23 protein-coding genes and 2 tRNA genes are annotated in these 18849 nt (G+C 35.9%); 8 read left to right on the top strand and 17 right to left on the bottom strand.

The window, feature by feature from the left end; genetic code table 11:
* The first annotated feature begins 3 nt into the window (after nucleotides 1–3).
* From FN817_RS09530 to FN817_RS09520, 3 genes are all read left to right on the top strand, one after another.
* Nucleotides 4–1032 (top strand): lysylphosphatidylglycerol synthase transmembrane domain-containing protein, encoded by a 1029-nt coding sequence (locus tag FN817_RS09530; protein ID WP_142717722.1) that lies wholly within the window; start codon nucleotides 4–6, stop codon nucleotides 1030–1032.
* Between the two features lie 168 nt (nucleotides 1033–1200).
* Nucleotides 1201–1776, top strand: coding sequence for a TerD family protein (locus FN817_RS09525; RefSeq protein ID WP_142717721.1), 576 nt, complete (start codon nucleotides 1201–1203; stop codon nucleotides 1774–1776).
* Between the two features lie 27 nt (nucleotides 1777–1803).
* Nucleotides 1804–1956, top strand: coding sequence for a TerD family protein (locus tag FN817_RS09520; protein WP_228451513.1), 153 nt, complete (start codon nucleotides 1804–1806; stop codon nucleotides 1954–1956).
* Nucleotides 1957–2007: 51 nt separating this feature from the next.
* Here the strand turns inward: FN817_RS09520 and FN817_RS09515 are convergent, their stop codons facing one another.
* From FN817_RS09515 to FN817_RS09485, 7 genes are all read right to left on the bottom strand, one after another.
* Nucleotides 2008–2448, bottom strand: coding sequence for a GNAT family N-acetyltransferase (locus FN817_RS09515; RefSeq protein WP_142717720.1), 441 nt, complete (start codon nucleotides 2446–2448; stop codon nucleotides 2008–2010).
* Nucleotides 2449–2470: 22 nt separating this feature from the next.
* The gene (locus tag FN817_RS09510) at nucleotides 2471–2992 is read right to left on the bottom strand and encodes a 3'-5' exoribonuclease domain-containing protein (RefSeq protein ID WP_142717719.1); all 522 of its coding nucleotides are present in this window, start codon (nucleotides 2990–2992) and stop codon (nucleotides 2471–2473) included.
* Between the two features lie 214 nt (nucleotides 2993–3206).
* Nucleotides 3207–4406: a tyrosine--tRNA ligase gene (gene tyrS, locus FN817_RS09505; RefSeq protein WP_142717718.1), complete on the bottom strand. Its 1200-nt coding sequence runs from the start codon at nucleotides 4404–4406 to the stop codon at nucleotides 3207–3209.
* 473 nt (nucleotides 4407–4879) lie between these two features.
* Nucleotides 4880–5470 carry an NAD(P)H-dependent oxidoreductase gene (locus FN817_RS09500; protein WP_142717717.1) on the bottom strand — a complete coding sequence of 197 codons (591 nt, stop codon included), beginning with the start codon at nucleotides 5468–5470 and terminating at the stop codon, nucleotides 4880–4882.
* A gap of 74 nt (nucleotides 5471–5544) precedes the next feature.
* Complete coding sequence (locus FN817_RS09495) at nucleotides 5545–6363, bottom strand: helix-turn-helix domain-containing protein (RefSeq protein WP_142717716.1); 819 nt, start codon at nucleotides 6361–6363, stop codon at nucleotides 5545–5547.
* Nucleotides 6364–6373: 10 nt separating this feature from the next.
* Nucleotides 6374–6868, bottom strand: a complete 495-nt coding sequence (locus FN817_RS09490) for a GNAT family N-acetyltransferase (protein ID WP_142717715.1) — start codon at nucleotides 6866–6868, stop codon at nucleotides 6374–6376.
* A complete protein-coding gene (locus FN817_RS09485; protein ID WP_142717714.1) occupies nucleotides 6846–7466 on the bottom strand; it encodes a TetR/AcrR family transcriptional regulator in 621 nt (206 codons plus the stop codon). Before FN817_RS09485 ends, FN817_RS09490 begins: the two co-directional genes overlap by 23 nt.
* Nucleotides 7467–7565: 99 nt before the next feature.
* On the opposite strand from FN817_RS09485, the gene FN817_RS23465 reads away from it, so the two are divergent.
* Together FN817_RS23465 and FN817_RS09480 are read left to right on the top strand one after the other, a co-directional pair.
* Nucleotides 7566–7700: a hypothetical protein gene (locus FN817_RS23465; protein ID WP_262712106.1), complete on the top strand. Its 135-nt coding sequence runs from the start codon at nucleotides 7566–7568 to the stop codon at nucleotides 7698–7700.
* On the top strand, nucleotides 7700–8059 hold the full coding sequence (locus FN817_RS09480) for a hypothetical protein (RefSeq protein WP_142717713.1): 360 nt from the start codon (nucleotides 7700–7702) through the stop codon (nucleotides 8057–8059). Before FN817_RS23465 ends, FN817_RS09480 begins: the two co-directional genes overlap by 1 nt.
* Nucleotides 8060–8324: 265 nt before the next feature.
* On the opposite strand, the gene FN817_RS09475 is transcribed toward FN817_RS09480, so the two are convergent.
* Nucleotides 8325–8948, bottom strand: a complete 624-nt coding sequence (locus tag FN817_RS09475; protein ID WP_142717712.1) for a hypothetical protein — start codon at nucleotides 8946–8948, stop codon at nucleotides 8325–8327.
* A gap of 209 nt (nucleotides 8949–9157) precedes the next feature.
* Between FN817_RS09475 and FN817_RS09470 the strand changes: the two genes are divergently transcribed.
* Nucleotides 9158–9721: a TetR/AcrR family transcriptional regulator gene (locus FN817_RS09470; RefSeq protein WP_142717711.1), complete on the top strand. Its 564-nt coding sequence runs from the start codon at nucleotides 9158–9160 to the stop codon at nucleotides 9719–9721.
* A 55-nt stretch (nucleotides 9722–9776) separates the two neighbouring features.
* A complete protein-coding gene (locus tag FN817_RS09465) occupies nucleotides 9777–11168 on the top strand; it encodes an MFS transporter (RefSeq protein ID WP_228451512.1) in 1392 nt (463 codons plus the stop codon).
* 6 nt (nucleotides 11169–11174) lie between these two features.
* Here the strand turns inward: FN817_RS09465 and FN817_RS09460 are convergent, their stop codons facing one another.
* The 9 genes from FN817_RS09460 to FN817_RS09420 all read right to left on the bottom strand — a co-directional run bounded on the left by FN817_RS09460 (nucleotide 11175) and on the right by FN817_RS09420 (nucleotide 18120).
* A complete protein-coding gene (locus FN817_RS09460; RefSeq protein ID WP_185149906.1) occupies nucleotides 11175–12284 on the bottom strand; it encodes a serine hydrolase domain-containing protein in 1110 nt (369 codons plus the stop codon).
* A gap of 107 nt (nucleotides 12285–12391) precedes the next feature.
* The gene (locus FN817_RS09455; RefSeq protein ID WP_142717709.1) at nucleotides 12392–13123 is read right to left on the bottom strand and encodes a class I SAM-dependent methyltransferase; all 732 of its coding nucleotides are present in this window, start codon (nucleotides 13121–13123) and stop codon (nucleotides 12392–12394) included.
* A gap of 195 nt (nucleotides 13124–13318) precedes the next feature.
* The gene (locus FN817_RS09450; RefSeq protein ID WP_047386728.1) at nucleotides 13319–13519 is read right to left on the bottom strand and encodes a YqaE/Pmp3 family membrane protein; all 201 of its coding nucleotides are present in this window, start codon (nucleotides 13517–13519) and stop codon (nucleotides 13319–13321) included.
* 27 nt (nucleotides 13520–13546) lie between these two features.
* On the bottom strand, nucleotides 13547–13930 hold the full coding sequence (locus FN817_RS09445; protein ID WP_047420775.1) for a tetratricopeptide repeat protein: 384 nt from the start codon (nucleotides 13928–13930) through the stop codon (nucleotides 13547–13549).
* A 96-nt stretch (nucleotides 13931–14026) separates the two neighbouring features.
* A tRNA-Lys gene (locus tag FN817_RS09440) sits at nucleotides 14027–14099 on the bottom strand.
* A gap of 4 nt (nucleotides 14100–14103) precedes the next feature.
* Nucleotides 14104–14178 (bottom strand) — tRNA-Lys (locus FN817_RS09435).
* 12 nt (nucleotides 14179–14190) lie between these two features.
* On the bottom strand, nucleotides 14191–15501 hold the full coding sequence (locus FN817_RS09430; RefSeq protein WP_142717707.1) for a hypothetical protein: 1311 nt from the start codon (nucleotides 15499–15501) through the stop codon (nucleotides 14191–14193).
* Between the two features lie 38 nt (nucleotides 15502–15539).
* The gene (locus FN817_RS09425) at nucleotides 15540–15956 is read right to left on the bottom strand and encodes a DUF1801 domain-containing protein (protein WP_142717706.1); all 417 of its coding nucleotides are present in this window, start codon (nucleotides 15954–15956) and stop codon (nucleotides 15540–15542) included.
* 127 nt (nucleotides 15957–16083) lie between these two features.
* Nucleotides 16084–18120 carry a M3 family metallopeptidase gene (locus FN817_RS09420; RefSeq protein ID WP_142717705.1) on the bottom strand — a complete coding sequence of 679 codons (2037 nt, stop codon included), beginning with the start codon at nucleotides 18118–18120 and terminating at the stop codon, nucleotides 16084–16086.
* A gap of 198 nt (nucleotides 18121–18318) precedes the next feature.
* On the opposite strand from FN817_RS09420, the gene FN817_RS09415 reads away from it, so the two are divergent.
* Complete coding sequence (locus tag FN817_RS09415; protein ID WP_142717704.1) at nucleotides 18319–18849, top strand: SRPBCC family protein; 531 nt, start codon at nucleotides 18319–18321, stop codon at nucleotides 18847–18849.

The raw sequence follows: 18849 nt of genomic DNA, 5'->3' as shown, positions 1-18849 counted from the left end.
TACATGGAGAAAACATCAAAAAGTCCGGTAAAATCAATAGTAACAATAGTAATATCGCTTGCTTTTGCAAGCTTTTTTTTATGGCTTGCCTTAAGAGGCCTCGATTTTAAAGTCATTCAGAAGTCTCTGGCAAAAGCGAATTATCTTTGGGTACTGTTTGCATCTGTATTTGGTCTTCTTGCGTATTGGTTTAGGGCCATTCGCTGGAACCTGATGCTGGAACCCATGGGATACAAAATTTCTAACTCCAATTCTCTTTGGTCTATATCATTTGGATATCTGATGAACCTTACCATTCCGAGGAGTGGTGAAGTGGCAAGAGCTACGGCTTTGTATGGGGTAGAAAAAGTACCTGTGGACAAATCTTTTGGAACGATCATTTTGGAAAGAGTGGTAGACCTGATATGTATGCTCGGTTTTTTAGGATTGACTTTATTGTTTAAATATGATGCAATTCTGTCGTTCTATAAAAATTCAGGAATCAGTATGAATCCTAATAAGATTGTATTGATCCTTTCAATTCTGATTGCAGGAACTGTTTTATTTTTCGTATTCAAGAAGAAACTTTCAGGAATTCCCTTTTTAGGAAAAATTGTCAACTTTATTGATGGGATTTTTCAGGGGATCACTTCAATTTTTAAATTAAAAGAAAAGGGAAAATTCATTCTTTATACATTAGGAATCTGGATTTGTTATTATTTAGCGGCTTATCTGGTTTGCTTTGCACTTCCGGAAACCTCTGCATTTACCTTCGCAGACGGTTTCTTTATTATCGTAGTAGGAACATTGGGAATGATTATTCCTGCCAGTGGAGGTATTGGGGCTTATAACCTTGCGATGAAGTATGGTTTTATGGCACTTTTTATATCCGTAGGAAAAAGTGCTGATTTCGGTGGGGAAATGGGATTGACCTATTCCTTTATTTCTTTACCGCTGCAGATTGTGATCATGCTGGTGATGGGATTGATTTCCATTCCTATGCTGGCCAAAGCAAGAAATGCTGCTGTTTCAGATAAGGATTTTGAAAATTAATTTAATACTCTTTATACAATACAAGGTTCAATTTTTTAATTGGACCTTTTTTTATGATGATGCGTGACTTAAACAGCTTTGATTGAGTTCTAGAAATGATTTTTCCTAAATAAATTTGGCCAGGTCATAAATCACTTCTATCTTAATGCGAAAAATAATCATAATATAATGGCAATTAATCTACAGAAAGGGCAAAAGATCGAGATAGGATTGACGAAAATGACGATCGGATTAGGCTGGGATCCCAACGAAGGAACCGGCTATGATTTTGACCTTGATGCTTCTGCAATCATGATTGATTCTGACAGAAAATTAGTAAGCGAAGAATACTTTGTTTTTTACAATAACCTGAATTCTCCGGACGGAGCCCTTATCCATACAGGAGATGATCCTAGTGGTAAAAACAGTGATGGTGACGATGATGAAGCTATTGTAATAGATCTTGATAAAGTAGATTCAAGAGTAGAAGAAATTCTTTTCGTAGTCACTATAGAAGATTTTGAAAGAAGAAGACAGAATTTCGGACAGGTAAGAAACTCTTATATCAGGGTTGTTGATAATCATTCAAACCAGGAAATTGCAAAATATGAACTGGATGAAGATTTCTCCATTGAAACCGGTGTAGAGTTCGGAAGGCTGTACAAAAGAAACGGAAGCTGGAAATTTGAAGCTTCAGGGATAGGATACAGGGCAGATCTTGGCTTCTTTTTAGAGAAATACTACAAAGGGCAAATTATCAAATAAAATCATCAAATACACAAAACTATAACTATGGCAATTAATTTACAGAAAGGACAAACGATAGATTTAAAAAAGAATGACCGCGGAGAAAGCGTTTATGATCTTTCAAAAGTAACCATTGGCTTAGGATGGGATATAAGAACGGGCTATAATCCTGAGCTTAGTCGAAGGGAGCCCGTTTAATCAAATGAAAAAAGTCCAACGGCTTTAGCCAAAACTTACATGATTTTCAATTCACTGCTTTTCAGTTTCCATGAAATAAGAATACTGATCTTCACCCACAATTCTAAAACCAAGACTTGTGTAAAGATGCTGTGCCTTATTGGTTTTTAAGACACTTAATGATACCGTTTTTCCTGCTAACGAAGCTTCCTCCAGGATATCAGACAAAATCTTTTTTCCAAGCCCTTTACCTTGTTGGCTGGGATCAATCTGAAGTTGCAGAACTTCAATGTTGGTAAATGTTCGGTCTACTTTTAGCAGTCCTACGGGTTGATTGTTTAAAAGAATAATATTGGCTTTTTCAAACTGGTACAGAACTCTTTGCAAAGTTGTTTCTCTGTCAGTAGATAGTCCTGAATTTTCATAATGAGGGTTCATTGTTTTCATTCTGAGGTTGAGAAGAAAATCAATATCTGTTTCGTCAGCTTGTTTATAATGCAGGTCAAGATTCATATTCAAAAATAAAAATTAGATTTTATTTTAATGCAATTTTCAGTCCCATTTCCTCTTTCATATGCAGCAAGACTTCTGCATTTCCCCGGGCATCATCTACCGGATTGTGGGTATGTTCCGTTTTGCGCACATGCTTCCATTGGGCAAAAGTATCCTTTTCCAATCCGCAGTAAAGATCAGACAGTCTTCTGGAAGAAAAGCCAAAAGGATTCCGTCCGAGAAAATGATGGAAATACCAGCAGATAAACATCCAGTCGAAACCATTATTATCGCTGATGAAAATAGGTCTTCCTTTGGAGTTCGTTTTAATCCAGTCTTCAAAGGCAAGCATTACAGTCTCGGGATTATCAAAATTCATTGTTTCTTCCCTGCTGAAACCGGAAACCGCTAAAGCATCAGGATTGAATCTATCAGAAATCGGCTTCAGTTTTCCATAAAAAGTAGTGTCCAGTTCCTGTGTAACGAGTACAGCCCCGAAACAGACCATTGAAAAATCACCGGGAATCGGCCCATCCGATTCTATGTCAACCATGACGTAGCTCATTGGAAATAGTTTTAAGAAAACGAAGATATTGAAATAAGCTGGATAATGTAATGTTTAAGGCTGGAAACTGGGAGAAGGAAGCTGGAAGTTATTTTGGTTGCTAAGATATACTTTTCTCTTTTTAATAAAAGTTATCTCAAAGATTTCAATCAAATAGCTTCAGATGTTACTCGTCATCCAGAAACTTCCCTCCTCCAACTTCCCTCTTCCAGCCTCATATTAACTCAAAAAAACCTCTTCTCCCGATTTTTATCTTCGTTTGCGGGATCAGTTCCATTTCTTCATTAGCATCTGTTATTTTGATATTATTGACCTGAATGCCTCCATTTTCAATTAACCTTCGGACGGCTGATTTGCTGAGGTTATTTTTAAGCTGATGGCAAAGTTCCACAAGAGATACTTTATTTTGGTTGTTTTTCAAAGAATTTATAGAAACAGGTTCATACACTTTTTCCTCAAAATTTTTATTCTGAAACTGATTGATAAAGAATTGTTCTGCATTTTCTGCTGAAGCATCATCATGGTATTGACTGATGATATTTTTAGCAATGAGTTTTTTTATATTCATAGGATTTTCGCCTTCCGTTATTCTCGAAACAAGAGTCTTTTTTTCTTCTACAGGAAAATCTGTAGTCAGGTTGATGAATTCCTCTATCAATGCATCCGGAATAGACATCGTTTTTCCAAACATTTCATTAGGTTCGTCTGTCAGCCCGATAATATTGTTCAGTGACTTACTCATTTTTTCCTTTCCGTCAAGACCCTTGAGCAGTGGCATACACATGACGATTTGTGCAGGCATTCCGTATACCTCCTGAAGCTGTCTTCCCATTGTACAGTTGAAAAGCTGATCTGTGCCACCCATTTCGATGTCACACTCAATTTTTACAGAATCAAAACCCTGAAGAATGGGGTACACAAGTTCATGCAAGGCAATAGGGGTATTTTCTGTAAATCTTTTATTAAAATCATTGCGGTGCATCAGTTGAGCAACAGTAACTTTTGATAGCAATTGGATAACCTCTGAAAAGTCAAGCGCATCCAGCCAGTCAGAATTGAAAACAATCTTTGTCTTCTGAACATCAATTACTTTGGAAAGCTGGTTGATATAAGTCTGGGCATTATGCTGTACATCTTCAGCACTTAAAGGTTTTCGGGCTTTATTTTTCCCTGTAGGATCACCAATTCTCGCCGTAAAACTTCCTACCACGATAATGATCTGATGTCCCAGATCCTGAAATTGTTTCAGTTTTTTCAGTACAACCGCATGTCCCAGATGCAGATCCGGCGCAGTAGGGTCAAATCCCAGTTTGATGGATAGTTTTCTGTTTTCCTTTTCGGCTTGTATAAGTTTTTCTTCCAAACCGTTTTCAGGTAGGATGATAGCCACATTTTCTTGTAGTAAGTGAATCATGTTGAATAGTTTTAAAAATGAAAAGCCCGGACAGGTACTGTCCGGGCTTTATATATACGTTAGATTATTTTATTGAATTACAGATATAGAAAGTCTTCCCGAACGATAGCTCGGAACGTAATATTCACTGAAGAATGGAAGACGTAGTATACTGTTTAAATGTTTCATGATGTTGTAAAGGTACAGAATTTCTGCGGATCCAATATTTAAACCATTAAGATATTTTGTAAAGGTTATAACAAGATTAGTTTAAAAAACTTAACCAATTACGAATCTTAATGGTTTAAAATAATGGTTCAAAACAATTTTATTTGCGGTGTTTGAAGCCAATTTCATGCCATAAATCCCTTAAAAGCAAAATACAGAATAAAGATGTAAAAACTGTATTTTATTATTTTCTTTGTCAGTTTATAAGTGTTGATTAATAAAGGATTGGCGGTTTGTTTGTCAGTGTTTGTTTTCATAAATTGTTATTAATAATTAAAGACATATTCAGAATACAAGGTTTTAATTTGATCTTCCCAGATTTCAATATCTTCGGATGTCGCTTTATCTGCCTTATCAAAAAATAAATGTTGGATAATTTCCAGTCCGGAATAGATAAAAATTCCATTATCTGAGGTTAATGTAAGGGCTTTATCCATTCCGGTTTGTTCATATTCTTCATGAGATTTTCCGTGGGTATTGATAATGACGGCTTTTTTACCCGTCAGAAGTCCTTTTTGTATACCCTGATCATAACGGTAGGCAAATCCGTAACTAAAGACCCGGTCTATATAACCTTTCATCATTGCAGGAAGACCTGTCCACCAGATAGGATAAATAAAAGTAATCTGTTCTGCCCAGGAAATATAATCCTGTTCAACTTGTATATCATCAGCTACTTTTCCCATGCGCTGTCCCTGCATATCAGCCAAAGAAAGTACAGGATCAAAACCTGTTGCATACAGATCTCTCACTACAATTTCCTGATTTCGGGATTCAAGCGTTTCAATAACGGTGTTTAAAAGTTGATGATTTAAACTGTTCTCATTCGGATGGGCGTAAATTATTAAATGTCTCATTGTTTTTCTTGTTAAGATTATTGAGACAAAAGTAGCCGGATGTACTTTTCAAAAATTGTAAGAAAACGAAACGGCTATTTAGACTTTGGATTGCAGATCTCCTGCTGAAATTTTAAATACTGAGCTGGCGAAATGTTCATAAAATGTTTGAAATCATGAATAAGCTGGCTTTGATCATAATAACCACATTCATCAATGATGGTAAACCATTTCACTTTATTCTGCTTTCCGGTTTCTTTTTCAATGATTTTTACAGCTTTTAAAAAACGGTTATAGCGGTTAAGCTCTTTTAAGGAATACCCGAATTGCTCTTTCTGCTTTCGCTGAATATTTCTTTCTGTCTGCTGAGTCTGCTCTGCAATTGCTTTGACCGGATTCAAAAGATCATTTTCAAAACTGCTCAAAAGTTTACTGGTAATATCCTGATGTTGAAGATAAGGTTTGCAGAATTCAAGGATGTGATTTACCTGCTCTTGGGTTGAAGCTAATTTTTTCAACTGTTGCCACAAATCTGTAAAACAATTTTCCTCCAGCAGTTCGTCAGGATGTCTTACCGATTGTTCAATGGGTACTTTTCCAAAAAATCTGAAGAAAGCATCATCTTTAAAATTGGCTACCAGAATAGAACAGCCTGCCGGAAGCGTATATTCAAAAGATTGTCTCACCGGACCCAATACCATACATTTATCAACACCAACGGTTGTCTTTTCGCGGGTAGACATTGTAGCACTTTCTCCAAAACAGAATAACAGAATTGTCTGATACGTGGGCAAAAGAGTTTTGGTAACAGATCGATCAGAAGTATTTTCAGCAAAATAAAAATGAGTAAATACATTTTCAAATTCCTGAGGAACTGAAATCCTAAACTCATTATATTCCGGTGTTAATTCCATAATTAAGAAATTAAGAAAAGTTTTTTGCCATTTTATAATTAGTAAGGGCAATTCCTTTTACACGAACAGTCTGCTCTTCAATCACATGAAAACTCATCTTTTCAAAAAAGGGTCTGGCGGTTTTGCTTACATCTGCTGTAATTTGTTTCGTATCATGCTTCAGAGCTTCTTTTTCAATTTCATGGTAAAGCAGCGCTGCTATCCCTTTATGCTGATAAGCTTTGTGTACAAAAAGAAGGTCAATATAGTTTCCCTTATCAAGAGTACAGAATCCTGTGATCTGATTTCTATTTTCAGCAATTAAAACATGTTGGCTGCTGATCACATTCATCCATCTTTCCTCGTTTTCTGCACCGGATTTCCATGCTTCAAGTTGTTGGGGATTGTAGTCTTTTTTGCATACCTCATCTATAGTGGATGTAAAAAGCTCCAGCATTTCCGGAAGATCTTTCCTGAGCCCTTTTCTTATAATAATACTCTGGTTATTGGATGTATTGCTGTTCATAAAGTTTTTGCTGTTCTTTATTAAGAAGTGGATAGAAAAGATTCATCTGCAGAAGCGTATAATGCTGTATTGCTTCTTGGGGACTGAGCTTTAAGATAAGCCTGTTGTGAGTAAGCCAGTTATCTGCAATGATGAATATCTGTTCAGTAAGACAATCCACAATAAAATGGGGAACATCTTTCTGGAAAATATTACTCTTTTGAAGGTCTGAAAAGATGAGCTGAAATTCCTCTTTTCTGCTGAAATTGATCCCTTCATACCTGGATTCTATTTCAGGAATCCGGTTGAGTATATCTATAAAATTAATAAATATAAAACGGTAAAAATAAAAGATCTCACAGGTAGAATAGGTAAACTGATAAAGATCTTGCAGACTTTTATTATCCAGTTTTTTCATTTGGTTCAGAAGCTCATCCATTTTCTGGGTAAGCTCTGAGAATAGAATTTTAATAATGTCTTCCGAGTGCCTGAAATGATAATGCAGGTTGCCCGCACTGATGTTGAGTTCAGCCGCAATATGCCTTGTAGTGATATTGTTATATCCCTTTTCATTAAATAACTCCAGTGCTTTAGACAGAATTTTATCCTTGGTCTTCATAGCTCAAAGATAAGAATATAAGAACGGATATAAATCATATTTTAAAAATTAGAACAATTGTTCTAATTTGGTATATTTGCAAAATAAAATCATAAGGCAGTGGAAGGTAAACCAAAATTTGATTACGAATCAGCAGGCAAAAACGAGGATGAAAGCAAAACCGATCCTCAGGAAGTTATATCCAAAATACTGCAGGTTGTTCTTGGGATAATAATGGCAGTGCTCCACATGTAATGAAAAAAAGAATTTCATATTGGTTTCTGCTGGGACTGGCAGCCTGGGGAACGATTGTTTTGCTGAGACAGAACGGAATTTATATTCCCGTTATCAATGATTATTTTGCGGACGGTATTACTGTTCCTATGTATTGTTATCTGATCGGATATATAATGAATTCAATCTTGGGCTGTTCATGGAAACCTGATTTGAAATTTATATTCACCTCAGTGCTCTATCTGTCTTTTTTGTTTGAAATGCTTTGCCCGAAACTATCTGCCCAATTTATCGGAGATATTTTTGATGTACTTGCATATTTTGCCGGAGGAATGGTGTATTATTTTGTTGCAGTAAAGAATTTGGCTGTAAATAAATAAAAAAAGCCAACAAATCTACATCGTAAAAGAGACTGCTGGCTGTGGTATAGTTTTTATCCTGATTCAATCATTCTTGTTAATCTCAGTTGTACTTTTTTATCAGCAGCGTTTTTTCGATTATATATACAAGACAATTATTGAATCCGGAATGTTACATGAGCGGAAGAATATTTTTTAAACTTATCCCTTTGAATAAGGATAAAGAAATTTCATCCCGATAACAATGAAAGGGATATCAGAACAGCTAAAAGCGAATGAAAGGTTTTTATTCCTGTTCCAGTTTAATAATAGGACCTTTGTAAAACTTGGTCAGATCATACAGATCAGCAAAATGATGTTGAAGTTCGGGAATGATTTTTCCGTCAAATTCTTTTGAGCTACATTGGTTTTCTGCCAGAAGATATAAAGATTGATGGTCCGGTTTCAGATACTCACAAAGTATATTATCCTGATGCTGGTCTCTATTGATAATTTCTGTGAGAAATATTCCGTAGATCAGGAATTGATTGAAGTTTTTGGAATCCACAATATAATTCATGTCCTGTTTCAGGAGCTTTTCATAATCTGAAAGAATCTGAAGAAAGTTTTCGGCATGAACGGTTGTAGGTATTTCATAAAAAAGATCAATACCATTGATGAAAAGTTGTGTTTTAGCTTCCTCATGATCTGAAGAATATACTTTACTAAACCATTGAAAAATAAGGAGAAGCTCCTCCTGAGTAAGTTCTTCAACAGAATCCTTTACCTTGTTTTTGATATTTTCAAGTGTGTCTTTTGCATCAGATGGCAGGAATTGTAAAATATTTTCTTCTTCACGGTCAAGCTTATTGTACAAATTAATTTTGGCAATAATAGGGTTGGTTTTGATGAAATAAAGTTCTTCCGCCATAGGTATTTACCAGATAATCTTTTAAAAATGGTTATTGAAAGATACAAAATATGCTTCAATCTTATTTAAAAAAATAATATGTAGCGAATGGTATAACTATTTTGTTAGTTCAAAAAGTTTACATGCTGAGTTTTCAAAAGTTTTTATTTGTTTTTAAAAATAGATAGACTTATCTATTTTTTTTGTTTAGATTTGTAAAAATTTTCACGATGAAAAAAGAAAAAGTACGCGAGAGGATTGTCAGGGTTGCTTCAGATTTATTTTATAAGCAAGGATACAATTCTACAGGAATCAACCAGATTATTGCAGAAGCTGATATTGCCATAGGTTCACTGTACAACCACTTTTCATCTAAAAACGATCTTCTTCAAGCCTATCTGGTCAAAGAAGAAGTGAACTGGTTTGAGGGATACGAAAACAGCACATCCAACATTTCAGAACCCAGAGAAAAACTTCTGGCACTCATTGACTACAGGAAAAAACTGCAGCAAACCTCTAAGTTTGCAGGATGTCATTTCATAAAAATAGTTTCTGAAATAGGAGAAGGAAATCCTTCTGTCTCCGGTTTTGCCAGACAGCATAAAGAAAAACAGAAAGATCTGATTAAAACACTTGTAACAGAATACGGTGCACAAGGAAAGCTTTCTGATATTGATTTCGTAACAGAAAATATTTTCCTGTTAATAGAAGGAGCGGTTGTAACCTCCACCATCAGCAAACAAAATGATTCTTTTGATCAGGTTAAAAAAATTGTTCAGGGCTTATTACCCTAATTTTTTTTGAATATTAAAAAATAGATATATCTATATAAAAATGAAACATAAGTATTTGAAATTATTAGTTATACTTTTTGGTCAGCTGTTGACAATTATGGATATTTTTATCATTAATGTGTCTATACCTTCCATACAGCGTAATCTTGATGCTTCCAACGGCGAAATGCAGTTTATGATTGCGGCTTATCTTATCGGATTTGCTTCTTTTCTGATTACCGGAGGCAGGTTGGGCGATCTCTACGGAAGAAAAAAGATCTATTTCATCGGATTAATATCTTTTATGGTAAGTTCTATAGCTTGCGGAATTTCTGCAGGAGCTGAGCAACTTGTTATTTCGAGATTTATACAAGGGATAAGTGCTGCAATGATGGCTCCGCAGGTTCTTTCGATGATTCAGATTTTATTTACTGTTCATCATGAGCGTACAAAAGCTATGGGTTGGTATGGGATCACGATTGGAATAGGAACTATTTTAGGTCAGTTTCTCGGCGGATATTTTTCATCTCTTACAATCATGGAAGAACCCTGGAGACTTATTTTTCTGATGAATATTCCTATATGCCTGCCCGCAGTTTTTCTGAGCCTGAAATTATTGAATGAATCTAAAACTTCAGTAAAGCAGTCTTTTGATATGGGTGGTGTTGTAATGCTTTCTGCAGGATTGTTCTGTGCTACTTATGCCCTTACGATGTCTGAACATGAAGGTTTTCATTTCAAAAATGCTGGATTGATGGTCATCTCAGCCGGAATTATTTTCAGTTTTATCAAAAATCAGAAGAGGAGAGTACAAAATAAACGTTCTTATCTGATTGATTTTGATCTCTTCCGTTATAAGAATTTTAATCTGGGAATTGTGGCTGTTTCCTTCTTCTTTATTATGCTGGATTCCTACTTTTATATTCTGTCGCTTTTTTTTCAGGATGGATTAAAGATCAGTCCTCTAGCAGCCGGAGAAATTATAGTCTTTCAGGGACTGGGATTTATACTCGCGTCCGCAGTTTCTGTAAAACTGATTTTGAGATATGGAAAAAAAGCCCTGATTGCAGGGCTCAGCTTTATTATTGTTATTCTTATTCTTCAGCTGTTTTTATTCAGAATACAGATTGGTTTTCCCATTTTCTGCCTGTTGTTGTTTCTGCATGGCTTGGGAGTAGGCTCAATCATTCCTTCGCTGGCCAATATTGCCCTGTCGGGGATGTCTGAAAAGCTGATAGGAAATGCATCCGGGGTTTATAATACCTTTCAGCAGGTGGCCGCCATCATTGGAATTGTCGCTGTAGGAAGTGTTTTTTACTATTTTCTGGGAACGAAACCTTTGGTAAAGCATTATCACAATGCATTTTCAGTAGCCATATTGATCAATATTCTCTGCCTGGTTTTTGTTATAGCTTCAGTTTTTAAAGTTCCTAATCATGTTCTTCCTGAAATAAGGCGTAAAAAATAATCAGGATTATTTGTATGTTTTTTTAGAAGAAGTTTTGACTTCACTTAATGTCGCTTTTGCAATATTTCTGGTAACTTCAGTAGGAGAGTGGCAGTCACAGTTGCTGAATCCTATCACATAGATATCCTCACTGGGGATATAAACACCCATGCTTTTAAATCCAAATACACTTCCACCATGTTCCCGGTCTGGAGTTCCATTAATGTCTTTCAGATGCCATCCGTATCCATAGGTAAATTCTTCACCACTGTTCAATTTATATTTCTGAAATGCTTTTTGGGTTTCTGTTGAATTCAGTAAGGTATTCTGAAGTAAAGCCTGCTGCCATTTCAGCATATCATCTACAGTAGACATCAGTGAACCGGAAGAAAATGGAACACTGAAACTGATGACCGTTTTATTGACAAATCCCTGTTCTTTTTTGTGATAACCATAAGCTCTTTGAAGGATCACTTTTCTATCCGAAGCGTAATAAGAATGGGTCATTCCTGTTGTATCAAAAATATTTTTCTTAATAAAATCTTCATAAGAATTTCCGGAAACCAGTTCAATAATATAACCTAAAACTACATACCCGGAATTGTTGTAATCAAACTTTTCTCCAGGAGCAAAATCTACAGGTTCATTCTTGAAAAAATTAACCATCTCTTCAGGCTTCATCTCTTTTTGTGCAATAGAAGAAATGGATTTCATTTTGGTAAAATCCTTAATGCCTGAGGTGTGTGTCAGAAGATGATGAATGGTAATTTTATCTCCGTTAGGATAATCTTTAATGTATTTGGAAATGGGGTCGTTGACACTAAGTTTGCCTTGTTGTTCCAGCATCAGAATAGCTACTGCGGTAAACTGTTTGGTCATTGATCCGATCTGGAAAACATTTTCCGGGGTCATATTAACGTTGAGTTCAAGATTGGCTTTTCCAAATGCTTTCCGGTAGAGATTCTTTCCCTTTTGAGTAATCAGAAAAACGCCGCCGGGTTCATTTTCATTCCCGAATTCTGTCTGAATAATACTGTCAATTTTCTTTTCATATCCTTTTGTATGGATCTGAGCATCCATTGTATTGCTGAAAAACAGGAGCAATATCAAAAAGGAAACTAGTTTTTTAATAATCATATTCTGTAATTTGCTATACAAAGATATGATAAATTATTATTACTATGTTATGCAATATAGTGATTTGTGTTTTTTTCTAAAAAAATAGAATGAGTTGTTATAAGAAACTATTTTTCAACAGAGATTAACAGCATCATTGGTCTGCGGAGTTCTTCTTTCATCTCCGGGATTTCTTTCAGCATCTCCTGATCTGGTTCCGGTTCAACAATTTCTTTGATTTTGAAGCCGTGTTTCAATAAAGTATTTAAATAAGAAGTTAAAGTACGGTGGTATTTGATCACATTTTCTCCTAAAAAAGTAGTGTTTCTTTTTCCTTCCATAAAATAACGGTCTATGGGCCAACAGGTTTTTTCGCCGTTTTTATCATATACCCAATCCTGACCGCCTTCAGCTGTGAAAACAGGGTGTTCCACTGAAAAGACAAAAAATCCTCCGGGACTAAGCCATTTGTAAATATGCTGAACTATAGTATCGAATGATTCTACATAATGTAATGTGAGCGAACTCAATATGATATCAAATTTTTCAGCAGGATAATCAACATCTTCCAAAGCTTTCCTTTCATATTGAATTCCTTCCAGATTATTGATTTCCTGAGCTTTTGCCAGCATTCTTTCCGAAAGATCAATTCCGATCACGGATTCTGCACCATTTTCCATGGCATAACGGCAGTGCCATCCAAAACCACAGCCGAGGTCAAGAATATGTTTTCCCTGAAAATCAGGCAGCATATTTTTCAAAGTATGCCATTCTCCGGCACCTTCCAATCCTATCTGTGAGCGGAGCATTTTTTCGTACTGGTCAAAAAATGACGGATTGTCATATTTATTTTCTTTCATAGCATAAAGAAATTAGCGGTTCTTTTGATGTTAAACTAATACGTTTCAGACTTTGAAAATCTTTCAGTCAAAGGAATTTTATCATTCCGGTAGTTTTCTCCGGTGAGAATGGTCTATGTAAATTTACGACAATTATATCAGAACCTCAATGCTGTTATGGATTATTAAAGTATTGCCCGTGTTGGGAATTGATAGTTACTTTTGATTTTTTCGCATTGCTTTAATCAGTTTGTCATTGCGCTTATCCGCTCTTTCATTATTTAAAGAAAGAACAGCCCATATGGCGGCAGGAAGCCATCCGATCAGAGTGATCTGTAAAATAAGGCAGATTATTCCGGTGAGAACTTTTCCGCGGACAATAAAGGATAGAAAGGGAAGTAATATGGCCAGTAACATGATTTTAAATTTTAATTGTATAGAATTTTAACGGGATTGAGGATCAAAATAAGCTTTAAAAGTAAGCGGATCTTCAGTTTTATCTTCAGCTTCTTCAAGATATTCTAAATATTCTTCCTGGTGCTTTTCCATATAAACAAGAACAATAGCCAGGTTTACAAACAGATTTTTGTCTTTAGAACCTAAGTTTAAAGCCATTTTTAAATACTCCAGCGCCTTTTCGTTTTCTCCCATATCGGAATACACAGCACCAATATTAACCAAAGCAGAAGTGTTTTCAGGCTCAATCAATAAAATTTCATCCAGTTCTTTGATTAATAGATCATTCAAAGTGTCCCAGTGATCTTCATTTTCCCATCTTTTGGCCTGAAGTTTTTTTACGTTTTCTAATCTTTGAGGTATCGTACTCATTATTTAAAATTACAGAATGGATATTTCTTATGCTATACAAATTTAGCTTCTTAGAACAGAAAGATCAGTATTTCCTGTTCATTATTGTATTATCAGGTCTGATAACAGGGCTCGAACCTGTGTCCTCCCGGTCCAAGAGCCGGGTGCTCTGCCACTGAGCTATATCAGATATCAGGATAGATGCAGGGCTCGAACATACGTCAACCCGGGTGAAGAGCCGGGTGCTCTGCCACTGAGCTAATCTATCCTTTATTTTTCTTTCAGATTTTTCCTGAAAAATATTTATTCTGTTTTAAAACCTTTGCTAAAAAAGGATTTGAAACCGTTACACCATGCACCAGTTCAGGAGTGGGTCTGAATGGGCTTACTCCATGAGTACGGGGTGCAATCCATCCTGATTTTTCAGGATTTATACCAGCTTCTTTACAAGCATTGACAATAGTTTCCTTATTACAAAAAACTTTTTCCTGAAAAACTTCCCACGGCAAAGGTACATTATTCCACACTTCTGTATTGGGATCTATCTTACCACCGGAAGATAAGTGCCATGCGATAACATCGGAAGCCATCAGACGCATCACTTTTCCAAAGCAAAGATCATCAAGAACAGAATCTAGCCCTAGGGCATAAATCAGATTCATCCAGTTATCTCTGGCTTTATTCCAGGCTCCGGCTGTATTATTCCATGTAGTAGAATCATTCCCTTTTTTGACAGCCATGGTTTTTCGGTAGATATCATTTTCATTCCAAAGTGTTTCCAGAAATTCTGAAATTTCTTCAAGAATAACGGTCCATCTTCCTAATAAATTTCCTTTCTGTTCATCTGTCAAATGCTGTAAAACTTCTTTAGAAGAGTAGCTATAGGAAATAGCTGACCAGTTTGTTTCTGACGGATTTTGTTTGCATCGGTTGAAAAGCATATCACATATTTCATCAAAAGGCCTGTCCTGACTTTGATTGGTAAATGTGCTTCTCAGATTGCTGCGGGCATTGAAGTAGGCAATAAAACATGCGGTATTCATATCAACGGAGAAATCTTCAAAGCTGATGGTATGAGAAAGTCCGTGCTTGGCAATTTTCTGAAGCTCGATTTTTTTTGATTCTTGAATAAATTTCTGAAGCCTGATCTCAATCCTTTTCAGAAGCCTCCACTTTTTATTATAATTCCGCTTGGAAATATCCATTCCGGCGAGCTTTCTCAAATCTTTATTAAGACGGTCTTTTCTGAAATCATTTTGCCCGATATCTTTGTGAATAAGGGAAGAAACTTCTTTTAGGAAAGCTTCAATTTCATCCACATTATTGTACCCTGAATTTTCTTTTTCATTGATTTTAAAAATATCAGTCGCTTTTTTGATCTGCTTTCCAGCTCCGATGGCTGTTCCAAAAGTTTCCAGCATCGAGGTATATCCATAGAAATTTTTATTCAGAGAACGGTTGGCTGCTTTACTTAAAATAGCATGTTCCTGAATTTTCAGATCGCTTTTCAAGACATCAACGATCATTTCTGCAACATCTTCTGGGCGTCTGCGTTCATCTAAGGTTGTATAAAGCTGTTTAATTGTTGCCATAAAGACAAAGTTAAAAGATATTTTTATTCAGAAATATATTACTTAAGACCATCTTTTATTGCTGCTTTCAGGATTTCAATGTTGATATCTTTCAACGCTTTGAATTTAATGCAATATCCGGTTACGCTGGCTTTACCTATTTTATCTGCATAGGTTGTGTTCAGATAGGTTTTATCGGCAATATTGAGGACATAAATTGAGATCCCAGAGGTATTGGCACTCATTCCGATCTGATAAAAATCTCTGGTTTTTCCATCAGTATATTGTATAGTGTAGAATCCATAGCCGATATTGGGATTGGAAACTGTTTTATTTTCACTGTTTTTACCATCCAGAAACCATAGCTGGCATTCCGGCATAAGTTCCAGAATGATGTGGTGCAGTTCCTGCATATCATTACGCTTTTTCTCAGGCTGGCTGTTGATATAGTCTTTGATTTGTTCTTGGATGGTCATGTGAAATTTGAGGTTATTGAGTGACTAATTTACAAAATTTCATAAAGCACCATACACGTAATGAGAAAACAAAAAAGAACAGCAATTGCTGTTCTTTTATAGTAATCTGTGAATCCGTTTTTATTGGTTATCCAAATGCTCTTTTCAGCAAACTCTCCACTTTTGGCTCGCTGCCTCTGAAGCTTTTATACAATTCCATTGGATCTTTTGTTCCTCCTGAAGAAAGCAATACTTTATATTTGGCTGCAATCTCAGGATTGAAGATTCCATTTTCTTTGAAATACTGGAAAGCATCCGCATCCAGAACTTCCGCCCATTTGTAAGAATAATATCCGGCAGAATATCCGCCCTGGAAAATGTGGGAGAAACTTGGGCTCATTGCCGTTTCAGAATTGGAAGGATAAAGAGTGGTTGCTTTGGTATATTTATCTTCAAAATCCTTTATACTTTCATTCTCCAACTCTCCAACTTTTGTATGATAATTCATATCCAGAAGTCCGAATCCAAGCTGTCTTAAAGTTTGATAACCTTCCATGAAGTTTTTAGACTGCTCTATTCTTTCAATTTTTCCATCAGGAAGTACTTCCCCGGTTTTATAATGTTTGGCGAATGTTTTTAAGAACTCAGGCTCATAACAGAAGTTCTCCAGAAACTGAGATGGAAGTTCCACAAAATCCCATTTTACAGAAGTTCCAGACAGTGTAGGATACTGGGTATCTGCCATCATTCCGTGAAGTGCGTGCCCGAATTCGTGGAAAAGAGTAGTCACTTCCTGGAACGTCAGTAGGCTGGGGGTATCTTTTGTCGGTTTGCTGAAGTTACAAACGATTGAAATATGCGGACGGGAATTTTCACCGTTTTGCTTATACTGATTTTTGTAGCTGGTCATCCATGCACCGGCTCTTTTCCCTTTTCTTGGGAAATAATCAACATATAATAATGCCTTGTAGCTGTCAGCCTGAGCGGAGCCGAAGGCCTCTTTTACTTCATATACTTTTACATCTTCGTGGTATTTCGGAATATCATTTCTCTCCTCAAAAGTCAGTCCGAAAAGTTTTCCTGCCAATCCGAATACTGCTTCCTGTACCTGATCTAACGGGAAGTATGGTTTTAATTCCTCATCATTAAGATCAAATTTCTGCTTACGAAGCTTTTCAGCATAGAATGCATGATCATAACCCTGCATTTCTTCAATTCCGTCGGCTTTGGCTAAAGATTTCAGTTCTTCAATTTCTTTATCAGCATATGGTTTTGCTTTGGTTAAAAGCTCGTTTAAGAAATCAAAAACTTTTACCGGAGACTTCGCCATTCTTTCTTCCAGAACGAAATCTGCATAATTTTTATACCCGATAAGTTCAGCTTTCTGCTGTTTTAGATTAAGTAGTTCTTTAATCAGATTCTGATTGTCGAATTCTCCGCCATCAAAGGATTTTTTACCATTTGCCAGTGCCAGTTCCTTTCTCAGTTCGCGGTTTTCAGCATACGTCATGAACGGAATATAGCTTGGGTATTGTAAAGTTACTACCCATCCTTCAAGGTTTCTTTCTTTAGCCTCCTCAGCATATTGATCAATGATAGCCTCAGGAATTCCTGCAAGATCTTCCTTATTCGTGATATGTTTAAAATAAGCATTTGTAGAAGCCAAAACATTCTGTCCGAACTGTAAAGATTTTAAAGAAAGATCCATGCTGATTTTCTTTAATTTTTCTTTGTCTTCCTCATTCAGTAAAGCTCCGCTTCTTACAAAACCTTTGTAGGTCTCGTTCAAAAGCATTTCCTGCTCTTCGTTGAGATTATATTTGTCCTTTTCATCATATACTTTCTTGATTTTGTTGAAAAGGGCTTCGTTTTGAGATATTTTTGAAGAATATTCCGTTAAGATCGGAGAAACCTCCTGGGCAATCTGCTGGATCTCATCGCTGGTTTCTGCAGAATTTAAGTTGAAAAAAATATTTGAAACCACATCCAGCTGTTCCCCTGAATACGCCAATGCTTCAATAACATTTTCAAAAGTGGGTGCTTCCGTATTGTTGACAATAGCATCAATTTCTGCTTCAGATTTTTGAATCAGCTCTTTAAACGCCGGAAGATAATCTTCATTTTTAATATCACTGAAGGGTGCTGAATGATATGGAGTAGTAAATTTTTCTGTTAAAATATTCATTTTTTGATCTTTTATATAAGGTAAATGTAATGATTCATTGGGAATCACAGCTGAAACGCTCAAAAATAATGCCTTACTCACAAGTTATGACAAAAATACTTATCTTTAAATAATCTTGTCATATGGAAAGTGAGAGTGATGTGGGAATATTTAATTTTGAAACCGATTTAAAATAAATAACCTTAAAATATATAGACTATGAAAACACTCTTAAAAATCATTGGTGCCATCATTGTGCTGGCTATTATCTATGCTGTAATTGCAATGCTGGCTTTCAGTAAAGATTATCATTATGAAAAATCTGTTGTCATCAATGCGCCACAGGAAAAAGTGTGGCCTTATGTAGGTACTTTAAAAGGCTACAATCAATGGGATCCTTTTTCCAAGGCTGATAAAAATATTGTGATTACGTATTCAGGGAACGGCGATAAAGTAGGAGATTCCTATCACTGGAAAGGTGATAAAAATGTAGGAGAAGGAGAGCAGGCAATTACTGAGCTGGTTCCTAATCAGAAAATGGCTACAAAACTTCACTTTATAAAACCTTTTGAAGGAGATATGAAGGCTAATTTTGTTATGGTTCCTGAAGGAAGCGGTACCAAAGTGACCTGGATGATTGATAATGAACTTACTCCTATGATGAAAATTATGAAACCACTGATGAACGGAAATATGGATAAAATGTTTAGCCAGGGGTTGGGTGATCTGAAAAAACTTGCTGAAAAATAA

The organism is Chryseobacterium rhizoplanae (genome assembly GCF_900182655.1).
GTDB classification, from domain to species: Bacteria; Bacteroidota; Bacteroidia; order Flavobacteriales; family Weeksellaceae; genus Chryseobacterium; species Chryseobacterium rhizoplanae.
The sequence above is the reverse complement of the archived record's forward strand: the minus strand, read 5'-3'. Positions and strand labels throughout refer to the sequence as shown.